The sequence below is a fragment of the Streptomyces sp. NPDC029292 genome (assembly GCF_055569295.1).
In genome coordinates, this window is sequence record NZ_JBVHXR010000031.1 from 75,454 (window position 1) to 91,848 (window position 16,395).

General features: G+C 70.6%; 9 protein-coding genes and 2 pseudogenes. 2 read left to right on the top strand and 9 right to left on the bottom strand.

Annotation, left to right across the window (positions count from 1 at the left end; all coding sequences use genetic code 11):
- The 9 genes from ACZ4WS_RS43210 to ACZ4WS_RS43250 form a co-directional block, all read right to left on the bottom strand.
- Entirely contained in the window at positions 1 to 1,539 is a 1,539-nt protein-coding gene (locus ACZ4WS_RS43210; protein ID WP_467988982.1) for a right-handed parallel beta-helix repeat-containing protein, read from the bottom strand.
- 8 nt (positions 1,540 to 1,547) lie between these two features.
- Positions 1,548 to 3,518, bottom strand: a complete 1,971-nt coding sequence (locus ACZ4WS_RS43215; RefSeq protein ID WP_467988984.1) for a heparinase II/III family protein — start codon at positions 3,516 to 3,518, stop codon at positions 1,548 to 1,550.
- Positions 3,515 to 5,704, bottom strand: coding sequence for a bi-domain-containing oxidoreductase (locus ACZ4WS_RS43220; protein ID WP_467988986.1), 2,190 nt, complete (start codon positions 5,702 to 5,704; stop codon positions 3,515 to 3,517). Before ACZ4WS_RS43220 ends, ACZ4WS_RS43215 begins: the two co-directional genes overlap by 4 nt.
- A 25-nt stretch (positions 5,705 to 5,729) precedes the next feature.
- Positions 5,730 to 7,658, bottom strand: coding sequence for an asparagine synthase (glutamine-hydrolyzing) (asnB, locus tag ACZ4WS_RS43225; RefSeq protein ID WP_467988988.1), 1,929 nt, complete (start codon positions 7,656 to 7,658; stop codon positions 5,730 to 5,732).
- A gap of 3 nt (positions 7,659 to 7,661) precedes the next feature.
- The gene (locus ACZ4WS_RS43230) at positions 7,662 to 9,182 is read right to left on the bottom strand and encodes a Wzz/FepE/Etk N-terminal domain-containing protein (protein ID WP_467988990.1); all 1,521 of its coding nucleotides are present in this window, start codon (positions 9,180 to 9,182) and stop codon (positions 7,662 to 7,664) included.
- Complete coding sequence (locus ACZ4WS_RS43235; RefSeq protein WP_467988992.1) at positions 9,179 to 10,549, bottom strand: Wzz/FepE/Etk N-terminal domain-containing protein; 1,371 nt, start codon at positions 10,547 to 10,549, stop codon at positions 9,179 to 9,181. The genes ACZ4WS_RS43230 and ACZ4WS_RS43235 overlap by 4 nt, the downstream gene beginning before the upstream one ends.
- Positions 10,546 to 11,811, bottom strand: a complete 1,266-nt coding sequence (locus ACZ4WS_RS43240; RefSeq protein ID WP_467988994.1) for a glycosyltransferase family 4 protein — start codon at positions 11,809 to 11,811, stop codon at positions 10,546 to 10,548. Before ACZ4WS_RS43240 ends, ACZ4WS_RS43235 begins: the two co-directional genes overlap by 4 nt.
- On the bottom strand, positions 11,801 to 13,120 hold the full coding sequence (locus ACZ4WS_RS43245; RefSeq protein WP_467988996.1) for a nucleotide sugar dehydrogenase: 1,320 nt from the start codon (positions 13,118 to 13,120) through the stop codon (positions 11,801 to 11,803). Before ACZ4WS_RS43245 ends, ACZ4WS_RS43240 begins: the two co-directional genes overlap by 11 nt.
- A gap of 79 nt (positions 13,121 to 13,199) precedes the next feature.
- On the bottom strand, positions 13,200 to 14,678 hold the full coding sequence (locus tag ACZ4WS_RS43250) for a sugar transferase (protein WP_467988998.1): 1,479 nt from the start codon (positions 14,676 to 14,678) through the stop codon (positions 13,200 to 13,202).
- A gap of 664 nt (positions 14,679 to 15,342) precedes the next feature.
- Here ACZ4WS_RS43250 and ACZ4WS_RS43255 point away from each other — a divergent pair.
- Positions 15,343 to 15,793 (top strand): annotated as a pseudogene (locus ACZ4WS_RS43255) (transposase family protein); the annotation flags it as partial.
- A gap of 426 nt (positions 15,794 to 16,219) precedes the next feature.
- A pseudogene (locus ACZ4WS_RS43260) lies at positions 16,220 to 16,303 on the top strand (helix-turn-helix domain-containing protein); the annotation flags it as partial.
- Positions 16,304 to 16,395 lie beyond the last annotated feature (92 nt).

Here is a 16,395-nt window from a genome sequence, read left to right on the forward strand (position 1 = left end):
TCAACCACCGGCCCGTGGGTCGGGGTCGAGGGTGCTGCCCGCGTCCTGCTGGTACGGCGTGGCCTGCCACTGCCCGAAGTCGAGCACCTGGCTCGGGTCGCGGGCGACGAACTTCCATGGTCCGAGGTAGACGTTGTCGTGCCAGCGGTTGTGCTGCTTGGTGGTAATCGCTTCAGCCACGCCCTCGCCCTGGTACGGCGACCAGTCCGGATAGGTGCCGTAGTTGGCAAGGACCGCCATGCGGTCGCACTTCGCCGTGCACTTGACGACGGACTTGTCCAGCACGAAGCGGTTGTCGTGGATGTCCACCCGCTGGGTCTTCCACCGGCAGTCGGCGAAGAGCGGTGGCTTGGCGATCGCCGGCTTCGCGCAGCGGTCGGTGTCCCGCACCAGCAAGGTGCAGTCACCGGACGAGGTGTTGGCCGGGCTGTTGCAGAACCGGTCGGCGTTCTCCCACAGGGTGATCCCGGACCAGTTGTTCTCCAGCACGTTCCGGTAGATCTCGATCTTGTCGGTGCGGGCTTTGATCCGTGGTTCGCCGCCGGACTCGGACAAGTAGACGGTCGCGTACGGGAAGTTGTCGCCGCGGTCGGCTTCCCTGCGGCCCTCGACCCAGTTGTTCCGCCGGATCGTGTTGTTCCGGATGACCGCGTTGTAGCTGGTCTCGTAGATCAGCGCGGCACCGTCGTTGGCCTCGAGCACGTTGTTCTCGATGCGGAAGTCGTTGTTGTTGGTGTCCGCCCACAACCCTGTTCCGCGGTTGTCGTGCACCCAGTTGCCGCGCACGTCGGCGCCGTTGACGGCCCAGAACTTGATGCCTCCGGTGCAGCCGCAGCCCTCCCGCCGCCGCTCCCAGTCGCCGGTGTTGTTGCCCACGATCTCGTTGCCTTCGACCACCAGGCCACTGATACGGCCGTTGGCCTTGTAGGCGTTCATGCCGTACTGACCGTTTTCGCGCAGGCAATTGGCGCGGACCTTCTGGCGGGCACCGGCCATCAGCCCGGCACCGTCGTTGTGCTGGATCGTCGCGTCTTCGATCACCCACCCGTCGGCCGAGTCATGGTTGACCACACCCTCGTCGGGCGGCGCCACGAAACGTTGCACGGTCAGGTAGCGGATGGTGACGTTGCGGGCGCTGCCGCCGAACGCGTACTGGTTCTTCTTCCGGCCGTCGAGCACCGCGCCCTGCGCACCGAGGTAGCGGTCCCCCTCCTTGGGGATGACCTGGGCATAGCGGTCCGGATCGAGCCTGTGCCGGCCCGGGCGAAGCCAGAACGTGGTGTTCGGGGGGCTGCTCTTGGTCTTCGCTGCCAGGTCACCGACCACCGCGGGGTCGACCGTCACCGCGCCCGCCGGCGCCTTCGCCGGCCCGGCCGCGGGCTTGGCGCACACCCGGGCCACGGATCGGGCTGCGGACGCGGATGGCACGGCCTTCGGGTCCGCCTTGGCTCCCGACGTGCTCTCACAGCCGGTCGTCGCCAGCAGGGCCAGCGCCAGCGGTGCCGCCGCCAACGCCCAGTGCCGCCTCTTGGTCCCCACGCGCCCCCCTAGCCGCGGAACCTGAGCACGGTGGTGAACCCCTCCACGCCGTCGGCGAAACCGGTGCCGACCAGCGTGATGGTGGGTTCCTTGCGCCCGAAACCGGCGGAGTACCAACCCAGCGGCGGGGCGGTCTCGCCGCGGTGCGCCCGCCAGGACAGCTGCCCGGGCAGGTCGAGCACCGCGGAGCGGTCCTCGCCGTCCCGGGTCCAGGTGAGCACGGCCCGGTGGTCCGCCAGGTCCGCGGCGATCGCCGGGCCGAGGTGGAACGCCAGCTGCACCTCGGCCCGGCGCGGGCCGCGTACCTCGTCGACCACCGTCAGCTCCTGGCTCGCGGCCGTCAGCTCCACCCGGCGGCGGTGCACTGCGCCATCAGTGCGCTGGTAACCGTCGTGCTCGGCACACCAGCGGGCCACACCCTCGTCGGATGTGTCCGCGGCCAGGACGCGGCTGCGGGCATGCCCGGTCCACAGGAACGGCCCGCCGGAGACGGACTGGTCACTGCCGTCCAGCTGCAGGGTGTTGTGGCCGAGGGTCGAGCGGAAGTACTGCCGCCACTCGGGTTGCCCGTGGTAGCAGAACGTCCCCGGGTCGGCGAGCACGTCCACCCCGTCGTGCCGGACCTCCACGGACAGCGCGTCGGCGTGGGCATGCGCGGCGATGGACAGGAAGCCGTGTGGACCGCCGTCGCAGCGGCACCAGATCTCCTCCGGACCGCGCAGGATGGTCATGCCCGCGTCGGCGAAGTGGGCCGGTCGGCTTGCCGGTCGGGTCACGGCCGGTGCGGTTCCATTATTCGCGTACGGCCGGATGAGCGCGGCCAGCAGCTGGGTGCGCACATCGGTGCCGGTGACCGCCGGCCACCAGGCGAGCCGACCGAACACGGCGTCCCCGGTGGCCAGCAGCGAGGCCCAGCGGTCGGTGCCCGCACCGTCCACGACCAGACCGTGCCCGTCGTCCGCGTCCCCCTGGCGCGGCGGCCGTAGCCGGCTGTCCACGATGGCCGCGAGCGCGTCGGTCATCCGCAGCAGTACCAGCCGGATCGACGCGGGGACCGGCACGCCGGCGGCATCCGCCTCGGCCACCGCGGCCAGGCCGAGCTCCAGCACGAGTCCGTGATACTCGGTGGCCAGCTCGCGGTTGAGGCCGGAGTCGAAGGTGTTGCTGCGCAGGTGTCGCTCCAGCGACCGCAGCGCGTCGGCTCTCCAACGTGCCGAGGAGGGGAACCACCCGAACGCGCAGGCTGCGGCGAACTGCCCGGCGGCCTCGGCGATGACGTGGTTGTTCGCCGAAGACCCCCGGCTGGGGAAGGCGGCCAGCCAGCGCTGGTGGTGCCAGATCTGCTTCAGCGCCACCGGGTTGCCCTCGAACAGCCCGGCCGCGCCCGGCCAGCCGTCGAGCAGCCGGCGGATCCACACCCAGGACAGCAGCCGGATGCCCAGCTCGATGCCGCTGATCCAGTGCACGCCGCGCAGCGGTGGGTTGGCCGCCCACCACGACCGCAGGTGCTCGGCCACTCGCTCGGCGTACCGCTCGTTCCCGGTGATCGCGTAAGCGGCGGCGAGCACGGTGAGGTACTGATGCCGGGACAGCTCCCAGATCTGCTTGATGTCCCCGACCGCGTCCTCGTTCCGGTACGGCACGTCGAAGGCGTAGCCCCACGGAGCCCGGCGCCCGGTCTTCGGGTCGCACCACCAGTCCGGGTCGGCCAGGTCGTCGCGGACCACCCCGAAATACTCGGCGTGCCCGTACATCAGCCGGTCCGCCTCGGCGATGAGACGTTTCGCGGCGTCCGGAGGTATTGCGGCGATCGTCCCGGCGGGCAGTACCGCGGTGAACCGGGCGCCGGTCACCCTCGGGCAGGCCGGCCGCGCCGACCGCCACCGCCGCCTGCGCACCGCGTCGCCCGCCCGGCCGCCGACCTCCCGCGGTCCCATCCGGGACAGCCGCCGCAGGTACCAGCCCGCGCTCATGGTCATCGCGCCCTCGCCAACGTCACCGGCGCGCCGCCCGCCAGGCCGGCCTGCACGGCGAGGGTGGCCGCCGTGGTGGCGACCAGCGACTCCAGCGGCACTGGCATCGGCCCGCCGGTCCGAACTGCCTTGATGAACGAGGCCAGTTCGGCGTTCTGGCCCTTGTCCCGGGCCTTGGGCAGCCGCGAACTGACCCACCGCTTGCGGCCGTAAACCGAGGCCCGGACGAAGTCGTCGAGCCGCAGCACCTTGCCGTCCGCGACCAGGTCCAGCGTCTCCTTGGGGAAGCCGGGCGCGCCGGTGGTGACGTAACTGATGGTGGCGGTGGACCCGTCCGGATAGCGCAGCACGACCTGCAAGTCCTCGTTGCCGGACGTGGCGACCGAGTACACCGAGACCGGGTCGGCCTCCAGCAGCCAGCTGGCCGTGTCGATGAAGTGTCCGCCCTCGCCGGCGAACCGCGAGCCCTCGGTGCCCTGTTGGAGGTACCAGCTGCCGTGCTGCAGCCGGCCCGCGTTGACCAGGTAGCGCAGGCTCGCCGGACCGCTCCGGGCGCCGAACCTCTGCCGGGCCTCCTGCAGCAGCGGCGCGAACCGGCGGTTGAAGCCCACCTGCAGCCGGTCGTTGCCGGACTCCTCCACCGCCGCGAGCACGCTGGCCAGTTCGTCCTCGGTGAGGGCCAGGGGCTTCTCCACGAAGACGGTCTTGCCGGCCAGCAGTGCCCTTCGGGTCAGTTCGGCGTGCGAGCTGTGCCGGGTGACCACGAACACCGCGTCGATGGACTTGTCGCCGAGCACGGCGTCGAGATCGGTGGTCGCCTCGGCGAAGCCGAACTTCCGCTGCGCGTTGGCCGCGGACAGCGCCGTCGTGGTGACGACGGTCGACAACTCGACGCCGTCGCGCTGTGCCAGGTGCGGCAGCAGCATCGACGTCGCGTAGTTTCCCGCGCCGACGAACGCAAGCCGTACCGGCGCCTTGGCGGACCGGGCCGGGGTGGACGCTCCGGCGCCGCGTCGCACCGCGGGCACGGCCACCGCCGGGGGCTCCGCCTCCCCCGCTTCCTCTTTCTGCTCGGGGTACCGGAACAACACGGCCACGGCCTTCAGTTCGCCGTCCTTCAGGCTCTGGTACGTCTCGACGGCGTAATCGAAGTCGGCGATGTGGGAGACCAGGGGCTCCACGTCGACGCTGCCGCGGGCGAGGAGATCGAGGAAGCACGCCAGGTTGCGGCGCTCGGTCCAGCGCACGTAGCCGATCGGGTAGTCCCGGCCCTCGAGCTCGTACTCCGGGTCGTAGCGCCCAGGGCCGTACGAGCGGGAGAACCGGACGTCGAGCTCTTTCTCGTAGTACGCGTTCCACGGCAGGTCCAGGCGGCACTTGCCGATGTCGACGACCCGGCCGCGGTCCCGGCAGAGCCGGGCGGCCAGCTCGACGGGCTGGTTGCTGCCGCCGCCGGCGGCCAGGTACACCTGGTCCACGCCGTGACCGCCGGTGAGTTCGGCGACGGCGGCTTCCACGGCCGCGGACGCGGGATCGCCGCAGGCCGCGGCGCCCAGGCGCTCGGCGAGTTCGCAGCGCACCGGGTCGGGGTCGGCCCCGACGACGCGGACCCCCGAGGCGGTGAGGAGCTGCGCCACCAACTGCCCGATCAGCCCGAGGCCGATGACCAGCGCCACCTCGCCGAGCTGCGGCTCGCCTTGGCGGACGCCCTGCATCGCGATCGACCCGACGGTGCCGAAGGCCGCGTGCCGCGGCGCGAGCCCGTCGGAGACCGGGGCGTAGAGGTTCTTCGGCACCCAGTTCAGCTCGGCGTGCAACGCGTGCTCGTTGCCGGCGCAGGCCACGAGGTCGCCGACCTTCACATCGTCGATCCCGGTGCCGACCTGCTCGACCACCCCGCACAGCGAGTAGCCCAGCGGCGTGTAGGAGTCCAGCTTGCCCATCACCTTGCGGTAGGTGGCGGGCACCCCGTTGGTGGCCACGCTCTGCATGACCTTGGCCACCTGGTCCGGCCGGGAGCGGGCCTTGCCCAGCATCGACATGCCGGCCTCGGACACCTTCATGAGCTCGGTCCCGGTGGATATCAGCGAGTAGGCGGTGCGGACCAGCACACCGCCCGGCTTGCACCCCGGCACCGGCACGTCGAGCACCGCCAGCTCGCCGCTCTTGTAGTTCTGAACAACCTGTTTCACCCGAGCTCCTCTTGTTTCTACGCCGTCAAGCCGCTTGGCTCTGGCCGGAGCCAGAGGTCGCGTCGCGATACCAGTACTCGAGCGTCAGCACATGCCACAGATGCTTGGAGAAGTCCCGCTGCCCGGCGGCGTCCTCGGCGACCATGCGCGCCAGCGCGTCGCGGCGCAGGAGCCCGGAGTTGACGAGCACGCCGTCGTTGACCACCTCGCGCACCAGCGGTGCCAGATCCCGGCTCATCCAGGCGCGCAGCGGGGCGCTGAACAGGCCCTTCGGCCGGTACACGATCTCCCGGGGCAGGATCGAGGTGGCCGCCTCCTTGAGGACGGCCTTGCCCTGTCGTCCGACGATCTTGCGGTCGCCGGGCACGGCGAACGCCGCCTTGACCACCTCGACGTCCACGTACGGCACCCGCACCTCGGTCGAGGCGGCCATGCTCGACCGGTCCGTGTAAGCGAGGTTCAGGCCCGGCAGGAACATCCGGGCGTCGCCCAGGCACATGCGGTTGACGAAGTCGTCGAGGTCGTTGTCCTGGTAGATGTCCGCATGCTCGGTCAGCACGTCCTCGACCGTCCCGGCCAGGTCCGGATTGACCAGGGCGAGCAGCTCGGCCTGGTCGTACATGGTGTAGCTGCGCCGGAACGCGGTCTCCTCCGGCAGATCGGCGAAGGACAGGAACCGCTTCGCGAAGCGCACCGACCGGTACCCCCGGTGGCTCGTGGCGACCGGCAGCCGGTCCACGGCCCTGGACAGGCCGCGCCGCAGGGGCCGCGGGACGCGCTGGTAGCGCAGCGCGAGCAGGTTGGCCAGGTGCTTGCGGTACCCGGCGAACAGCTCGTCGGCGCCCATCCCCGAGAGCATCACCTTGACCCCGGCCTCCCGGGCGGCCGAGCAGATCAGGAACGTGTTGATCGCGGCGGGGTCACCGATCGGCTCGTCCAGGTGGTACGTCATCTGCGGCAGCAGGTCGAGCACGTTCGGGGCGATCTCGATCTCATGCAGGTCGACGCCGAACCGCTCGGCCACCTGCCGGGCATAGCGCAGGTCGTCCGGCATCGCCTCGAACTTGGCGTCCTCGGCGCGGAACCCGATCGTGTAAGCGGAGATCCCGGGTCGGTCGCGGGCCGCCAGCGCGGTCAGGTAGCTGGAGTCGAGGCCGCCGGAGAGGAAGGTCGCCACGGGTACGTCGGAGAGCAGGTGGCGCCGGGTCGACTCCTCGACGATGGCGGCCACGTCCGGCTGCTCGCCGGCCCGGGCTCGCTCCTGGCCCTCGGCGGCGACGTCCCTCAGGTGCCAGAACCGGCCGCGCTCCACCCGGCCATCGGGCCGGCACCTCAGCCAGCTCCCCGGCGGCAGCTTCTCCGCTTCGCGGAACGCGCACCGTGAGTCCGGCACCCAGTAGTACAGCAGCGAGGCCACCAGCGCCGCATGGTCCACCTCCAGCGTCCCGCCGGTCGCGGCGGCGAGCGCCTTGAGCTCGGAGGCGAACACCAGACCCTCGCCGCGCCGGAGCAGGAACAGCGGCTTGATACCCAACTGGTCCCGGGCCAGCACCAGTTCACCGGTTCGCTCGTCGAAGATCCCGAACGCGAACATGCCGCGCAGCCGGGGCAGGCAGTCCGTGCCCCAGCGCCGCCAGGCCTCAAGGAGCACCTCGGTGTCGGAGGTACCGCGGAAGCGCACCCCGACGGCTGCCAGCTCGGCACGCAGCTCGGGCGCGTTGTACAGCTCGCCGTTGTACGTCAGGACGAGGCCGCCCTTGACCATCGGCTGGGCGCCGGTCTCGGACAGGTCGATGATGGACAACCGGCGGTGCCCGAGCTGCACTTCGCCGTCACCGACGGGGTGACCGTACCGGCCCGCCCCGTCCGGACCACGATGGGCGAGGGTATCGGTGAGCCGGTCGGTCACGGCCTTCCCGTCCGGCCATCGGTAAGTGCCTGCGATGCCACACATGTCCTACCGCGCTTCCTGGTCGTTGTCCGGGCCCCGTGCGGCCCACACCGGCAGCCGCTCCGTCAGCCGTTGGCCCGTTCCGTTCTGCCGGGCCGGTATCTCGTTCCGGCCGCGCAGCGCGGTGTGCAGCCCGTCCCACAGCGTGCCGTCGGTCCGGTCACGCGGATCGGGGTCGATCAGCACCACACCGATCACCGGAATGCGCTGGTCTGCGAGCTGCCGCGCCACGGTGTGCAGCCATGCGGCGCTGCCGTGCCCGGCACGCACGACAACCACGGTCTGAGTGCCGAGGTACTGGAGGTCGGTCCACGCGGTGCCGGGCGCGACCGAGCCGACGCCGATCCGGCGCTCCTGATGGGACACGGCCGCCGCACGCTCGCCGCTGACCACGGTGGGGTCTCCTGACTTCGGGCGACGCTTCGCGAGCTGCGGGCCGGGCAGACCGTCGACGATGACCACCGGCCCCTCCGCCGCCAGTGCCCTGGCGAGGGCCAGGGCGATCACGCTCGTGCTGCGCGCACAGCCCAGTTCCAGCAGCGACACCGGTTCCGCGGAGCCGCGCACGGTGCGGGCAAGGGTCACGGTGAGCCGTTCGCGTGCCACCCGGGTCCTTCGGCGCCGCCACAGCCTGCCCGACCGGCGGGGCAGCTCCGCGATGACCGAGGCGCCCAGGTTCGCCGCGATGTCCCGGCGCAACACGGGGCGGTCCGCCACCACCGTGCCGACCGCGGCCAGCGCGAGCCCGAGGACGAGCCCGAGGACGAGCCCGATCGCGGCGTTGGTGACAGCGGCCTTGGGCAGGGAGTGTCGCACCGCGCGCGGGGCGTCCACGATCTGCGTGCCGGCGACGACCTTGGGTGTGCCGGTGCGCGCCTCCGCGGCGCGCTGGTCGAAATCGGCGATCCGCGAGTTGAGCTCGGCCCGGCGGGCGAAGAGCGACTCGATGCTCGCCGACGCATTCGGGTCGCTGTCCGGCGATCGGTCTCCTATCGCCTTGTTGACCTGGGCGAGCTCGTCCCGCATGCGGTCACGCTGGTCGAGCAGGGCCTTGGACTCGGCTTGCGCGGCTTCCCGCATCCGCCTCACATGGTCCGCGACGAACGCATCGGCCAGCGCCTTGGCCCGGGCCACCGCATCCGCGTCGCTGTCACCTGTCACATCGATCTGCAGCAGGTTGTTGGTCAGGCCAGTACCCCGGTAGTCCCGCATGAAGTCCTCAGTTTTTTCCGGGGACTTGAGGGACCGTAGGGCCAGCTCCGCGATCCGCGTGGTCCCCAGCAGCTGGACGTCGGTGCGGATCAGCGTTCCGGTGTCGTTCGGCTGATCCTCCTCATGCGCGACCAGCACCTTGGTCACCGCGCTCGGCGGCGGCGGCAGCAGGACCGCCACCGCCGCGCCGGCCAGCAGTCCCAACAGCGCCATGGCGCACCAGATGCGACGGCGCCTGCGCACCGCCACCACCAGCGCCTGCAGGTCGAACAGCGGAGCGGCTGCAGACGACTCCGAAGTCGTGCTCGTCGTCACGCTGAACCTCCCGTCGCGTGGCCGCGCACCGCGAGCGCCAGAGTGGCGTCGTCCGGAGGATGGGCGGCAGACCGCGTGGGGCGGGCCTGGACCGTGCCGGCGAGGACGACGCCGACGACCTCGTGCCTGCCGTCCGCGCACGCCTCGGCGATGCCGGCGAGCTCCTCCGCGGTCCAGCTGCCCGCGCTGAGGACCACCAGGGCACCGGACTCGGTGTCGCGGTCCGGCACCATCGGCCGGTCCACCGACACCTCCACCACCCGGAGCGGCGGATGGCTCCTGGCCTCGGCCACGAGCTGCCCCGCGGCCCGGCGGGCGATCTCGTCGCCGTCCGGTACGACGACCAACAGCCGCTGGTCGCCCGGCAGTCGGTCCCTCAGGCGAGCGCACACCCGCCGGTAGCGGAGCCGTCTGCCGGCCTCGTCGCCGGACTTCTGCGGGGTCGGTATGTCCCACCGGGTGTCGACGCCGAGGAGCCGGCGGATCCAGCCTCGTGGGCCCCCGCCTTCCGGCCGGTGCGCGCCCCGTTCTTCAGGCACGTCGACGGTACCCAGCAGCGCCGAGCCCAGCGCCGCGGCGATCTCCGCTTCGGTGCGCAGTCGGCGATTCACCCGTGCGGCGACGAGATGGCCGATGACCGCGAGCAGGAAGAACAGCAGCGCCCCGCCCACGATGAGCTGCATCCTCGTCGGCGCCGCCTCGCCGGTCGGCCGGGCCGCAGGACCCATGACGACCAAGCCTGCCTTGTTGGTCGCCGGGTCGGCCTCGTCCAGCTTCTTCATGGCCTCCTCCAGCGAGGTGCGCAGGTTCTCGAGCGCGGTACGGGCCTGCACGCTCTCCACGGTCTGGCCCGGATCGGCCGCCTTGGCCAGGTCGGTGATGCGGCGGTTGGTCTCCGCCACCTGCTTCCGCAGCGCCTCGGCTCCCGTAGCCGTTCCGGCGTCGGCGCCGCTGCCCGTGATCTGCGCGGCGAACTGCACGAACTGCTGGGCCACCCGGTCGGAGAGCTGCTGCGCGCGCTCCGGGGTGTCGGCCGTACCCGAGATCGTGATGATGTTCCCGTCGGCGGCCTTGGCGCTCACGTCGTCCCGCAGCTCGGTGCCGGTGACGCCGGACCAGTGGAGAGCGGCGGCCGCGCGGTCGACCACCGCCGAACTGGTGGCGATGTCCACCTGAGTGAGCAGCTCGCGCTCCTCCCACTGCCCCGGCAGCAGTACCGGTGCCGACGCCGTGTAACGCGGCGGGAACACCGCCACCGAGGTGCCGTAGCCGACGAGTGCGCCCACCACGGTGAGGACGGTCAGAAGCCGCCACCGCCGACGGAGTATCCGCCCGATCGTGACGAGGCGGATCGTGTCTTCGCTCAACGCCGCTGCCTCTTCCCTGTGCTGACCAGGTCGCCCACCGACACCGCGGTGCGGTCACGGCACGCGGCGGCGTAGGCGGCGAGCAGCGATGCCTGCGAGTTGCGCCAGGAAAGCTGCCCGCTGATCCGCTCCTGGCCGATCCTGCCCATCCGGGCCCGCTTCTCCGGATCGTCCAGCAACACCGCGATGAGCTTGGCGAATTCGGCCTCGTCGTTGGCGGGCGCGTAGACGGCGGCGTCACCGGCGGAGACGCGCGCCTCCTTGAGGTCGAACGAGACGATCGGCCGACCCATGGCCATGTACTCCAGGACCTTGTTCATGGTCGACACGTCGTTGAGCGGATTGCGCGGGTCGGGAGAGAGGCACACGTCCGCGGTGGACAGGTAGCGCACCAGGTCGGCGTCCGGAACGCGCCCGGTGAACTGCACCTGCTTGGTGAGACCGAGCTGCCGGGACAGCTCCACCATCGCGTCGAAGGCGTCGCCGGAGCCGACGAACACCGCATGCCAGTCGGTCCGCCCGAGCTCGTCGCGCAGCTTCGCGAGGGCCCGCAAGGCGTAGTCGACGCCGTCCTGAGGGCCCATGACGCCGAGGTAACACAGCAGATGGGGCTTGCCGCGCTTCAACTCCGGCTCGGGCGGCACCGGTTGGAACCGGTCGATCTGGGGCGCGCTGCGCACCACGAAAACGTCCTCCGGCCGCAGGCCGCCACGGCGCATCGCGACGTCCCGGTAGCTCTCGTTCGTGGCGAGCACGACGTCCGCGGCCCGGTAGGTCCGCCGTTCCAGCGCGCACACGGCGCGGTAGAGCAGATCCTCGCCGCGGTCGAACCGGGAGAGGTACAGCTCGGGTACCAGGTCGTGCTGGTCGAAGACGAACCGCGCGCCGCGCCGCTTCAGCCACAGTGCCGGCAGGAACAACAGGTCGGGCGGGTTGCAGGCGTGGACCACGTCGACCGGGCCGACCTTGCGGGCCAGCCGGGCCGTGTGCCACAACGCCGATCCGTACTCCCGCAGGTAGCCGGCCGGTCCTCCGGTGGCCGCGCGCAACGGGTAGCGGTGGATCCGCACCCCGTCGATCTCCGCCTCCGGTTCCGTGTCCCGCTTCTCCCCCCGGGGACAGATGACGTGCACCGTCCAGCCCGCGTCGCGCAGCGTCGTGCACTCCTGCCACACCCGTCGGTCGAACGGCACCGACAGGTTCTCCACCAGGATCAGCGCGCGTCGGTTCGACCCGTCGCCGCTGATTGCGTTACCAAGCAAGGCCTATGTACCCCGGTTCTGTGCGGCGCGTCTCGGCGTCGGGAAGGTGGATGAGGTCGACGATCATCGGGCCGTCGCCGCCATGGGGCAGCGCCGACAGCACAGCTGGATCCCGGGTCCCGACCAGACACACCTCTGCGTGCTCGAGCACCTCGTCGACGGAGTCCGCGAGCAGCTGCGCGAGGTGCGGCAGCCGGGTCTCGATGTACTCGCGGTTCGCGCCGATCAGCCGGGAGAGGCTCACGTTGGCGTCGTAGATCTTGAGGTCGTAACCCTTGCCGAAGAGCCTCTCCGCCAGCTCGACGAGCGGGCTCTCGCGGAGGTCGTCGGTGCCGGGTTTGAAGGACAGCCCGAACAGGCCCACCCGGCGCTTTCCGGTGCGCTCGACCAGCTCCACCGCGCGTTGCAGATGGTCGGAGTTGGAGGGCAGCACGTGGGAGAGGATGGGCACCGAGACGTCGGCCCGCTGCGCCGCGTACACCAGGCTGCGCAGGTCCTTGGGCAGGCAGGAGCCACCGAAGGCGAAGCCGGGCCGCAGGTAGGCGGGGCTGATGTTCAGCTTGCGGTCGGCCAGGAACACGTCCATCACCTGGTGCGAGTCCACCCCCAGCGCCTGGCACACCGCGCCCAGTTCGTTCGCGAAGCCGATCTTGAGGCCGTGGAACGCGTTGTCCGCGTACTTGATCGCCTCGGCCGTCGGGACCGGCACCCGGAACACCTCGCCGGGCAAGCCGTCGTACAGCGCCATCACCGCGTCGCCGCTTGCCGTGTCGAGCTCGCCGATGACGGTCTTGGGCGGGTCGAAGAAGTCCCGCACGCTCGTGCCCTCGCGCAGGAACTCCGGATTGACCGCGACCCCGAAGTCCGCCCCGGCCGTGCCGCCGGCGGACTTCTCCAGGATCGGGACCAACAGGTTCAGGCAGGTGCCCGGGAGCATGGTGCTGCGGAACACGACGGTCTGCCGCCCGCCCCGCTCGGCCAGCACAGCGCCGATCTCCTCGGTGACCCGCTCCAGATACGTGGTGCACAGGCTGCCGTTGGGCTCCGACGGCGTGCCCACGCAGACCAGTGACACCTCACTGCCCGTGATCGCCTCGCGGACGTCGCCGGTGGCGCGCAACGCTCCGGTCCGCACGACCTCGGCGATGAGCTCGCCGATCCGCTCCTCGACCACCGGGGCCTTGCCGTCGTTGACCAGGTCGACCTTCACCTGGTTCACGTCCACCCCGATGACCTCGTGCCCCATGCTGGCCAGGCACGCGGCCGACACACAGCCCACGTAGCCGAGCCCGAAAACGCTGACTCTCATGACGCGTTCCTCCCCCCAGGCAGGCCCTTGTGGCCTGCGGTCCGCGCGCCGGCTGTACGGCGTCGCCGTCCCCCGCGCATCAGTACGCCCCCTGCCCGTGGAGCACCGCACGCAGCGTCTTCCACAAGATCACTGTGTCCAGGGCGAGCGACCAGTCCTCCACGTACCGCAGGTCGAGGCGGACCGCCTCCTCCCATGGCAGGTCGCTGCGTCCGCTGATCTGCCACAGGCCGGTGAGCCCGGGCTTGACCAGCAGCCGCCGCCGGATGTCCGGGCCGTACGCGGCGGACTCCTCCGGCAACGGAGGCCGCGGACCGACGAGCGACATCGATCCGGTGAGCACGTTGAAAAGCTGCGGGAGCTCATCGATCGAGTACCGGCGCAGCACTGATCCCACCCGGGTCACCCGCGGATCCCGGCGGAGCTTGAACAGCAGGCCGGCGCCCTCGTTGCGGTCGGCCAGCTCGGCACGTGCCCCGTGAGCCCCGGTGACCATGGTGCGGAACTTGAGAATGGTGAACTCGCGGCCGTCCTTGCCGACCCTGCGCTGGCGGTAGAACGCCCCGCCCCGACTGTCCACCAGCACGAACAGCCCGACGAGCACCATCAGCGGCGCGAACAGCACCAGCAGGACCGCCGCGCCCACCCGATCGACGACCCCTTTGATCGCCCGGCGACCCCCGGTGAAGGTCGGCATGCTGACCCGCAGCAGCGGGATCCCGAGCACCGCATCGACGTGCAGCCGCGGGCCGGCCACCTCCATCAGCACGGGGGCCACGATCATCTCGGCATCGCTGCCTTCGAGATTCCAAGCCAGCCGCTGCAGCCGGTCCGGTGACCAGTGCGGGTCCGGTGTGACCGCCACGACACGGTAGCCGTCGTGGCAGACGTGCTTGGCGACGTCCGCCAGCAGGCCGACGACCGGCACTCCGTCCACTTGGTCACCGTCGAGCCCGAGACCGTCCGTCGTGCACACCGCATCCACCCGCCAACCGAGGTGCGGGAACTTGCGGGTGCGGGTGATCAGGTCGCGCACGGTGGCCGGGCTCCCGGCAGCGAGCACCGGTCTCAGGCACCGTCCTTCCTTCCGCTGTTTGTGCAGCCTGAGGCGGAGCAGATACCGCGCGGTCATGGTGACGAGCGCGAGCGCGGGGATCGCGACGAAGATCCAGAGCTTGATGTTGCGCGAGGTGAGGGCGATCCCGCCGAGCGCCAGTACGACGGTCGCCGTGAACAGTGAGCGTCCGAGCCGGCGGAATTCCTCGGCGCCCTGGCCGAGCACGGCCGGAGCCCACGCCCGGCTCACCGCAAGCGCCCCCAGCACCAGCAGCTCGGTGCCGAACGCGAGAATTCCCCACTTCTCGTGCCAGTTGGCCGCGTCCCGCGCCCCGAAGAAGTTGCCGATCGCCGCCACCACCAAGGCGGTGGCCACGGTATCGCTAGTGATCACGGTACGGCGGTACCGCTGCTCCCAATCGATCGCGGGCTGGCTGATTGCCCCACTCGCCAGACTCCCGCGCGCCGACGAAAAAGGGCCGACTAATCCCCCCTGCCGCACAGAACCCCCCCGGTCCCCAGTGGTACGACGTGGTCGCCCAACACTGTTCCTCCCCCCGGGAGGCCCCCGCCCCCCGCACGCTTCCTCCCCTCGGGAGGCCCCCCGCCCCCCGCGCCGCGCTGCTCCTCCCCGCAGGAGGCCCCCGCCCCCCACGCATGACATCGCGGCTACTTCAGCGCTACGTGAACAACCCGCCTTGGCGGCAGCAGACTCGCATGTCCTGCCAGCCTCTCGAGGTGCGCGGGAACCCGTCGAAACCTCGGGTGCTCCCCCGACCCAAAGCCCCTCTCGGGCTCCAAGAACTGATCACCCCCACGTCTGGTGCCGGAGACGCAACTGCTGGCTGTCCGTAGCATCAGACCCATAGATCATCATTTGTCGCCTCGTGTCCCCGCATGTGAAGCACGGTCAATCTAGACCATCGGGACCCGCCTGAAGAGAGGTGTGTGTGGAATTTGTGCCCACGATTTGAAGATGGGTCCACGGATCGGTGAACGCCTGCGGGTGCCATGGCGACGAAGGCGTGCCTTGTGACCTGTGATGACGGGAGTTCTCCGGGCTGCCGCACCGGCAACCCCGAGGCGTCCCGGCACTGCCAACGGGGCCGCGCTCAGGGCCTGTCCGGCGGCTCTTGTCGGTGAGCACGGGGCGGTGGTTGCGGGTGTGGGCGGTCGACGGCATGTGGGAACGGATCTTCACCGCTCTACTTGCGGAGGCAGACGCCGAGGGCGACCTCGACCGGGTCGTCGCCGTCGACTCCACGATCGTGCGCGCTCACCAGCACGCCGCCGGAGCCCGCACAAACGGGCCCCGCCCGGCGAGCCGCATGACCACGCCCTCGGACGCTCCCGCGGCGGACCGGCCGGGGACGCCCCCGCCCCCACAGGTCATGGCCCGTTTGCGGGTTCCCAGGCGGATCGGCCGCCTCCGCACGACGCCAGATGCGGTCCTGACCAACAGGGCGTACTCCTCGCGAGCCATCCGAACTCACCTCAGCCGTCGGGGCATTCGTGCAGTGGTGCCGCAGATCCGGTGGACGGCCGCCGGCCTTCGACCGTGAGGTCTACAAGCAGCGCAACACGGTCGAGCGGTGCATCAACAAGCAGTGGCGCGGCCCTCGAACTCAGAAACCCCCACCGGGGCCAGCCCGGCGAGGGTTCCTCACCGCTCACTTGCCATCACACGCGTCTCACCAACACAGTCGACACACCTGGACCACAAGGCGCCCACCTGCGCAAACGGCCCCGCCCTAGATCACGTGGACGTGAAGAGTCATTTTCGACAATCTGCGCCATGGAGTGCCGCGTCCCCCTTGGCACCGCACACCAAGATCCGGACCAGACGCGGGCCAACTCGGTTTCACAGTGGGCGATTCTGCCCATTTCCGCAGGTCGGGAGCGAGTGAGGCCGTGTACCACAAGCAGACGAAGAACGTTCTTTGTTCCTACAGCCCAAAGAAACTTGGGTTCTTCTAGAGATATTTAACGGTGCGGGTTACGCCGGGTCGTGACGGTTGGCGTGGGCCGCGCCATGTCGGAGGGATGAGGTATCCCGATGGCGGTGGGCTGACGGCCGAGGAGCGGGCTCGGCGTGAGCAAGTCCGGCTCGCAGCGGCTGACTTGGTGACTCCTCCCCGTCCTGAGGGACGGGGCTTCTCGCTATGCCAGGTTGGCGTCGCGACGGACCAGCCCGGCCCGTAGAACGTTGAGAGCGCCCA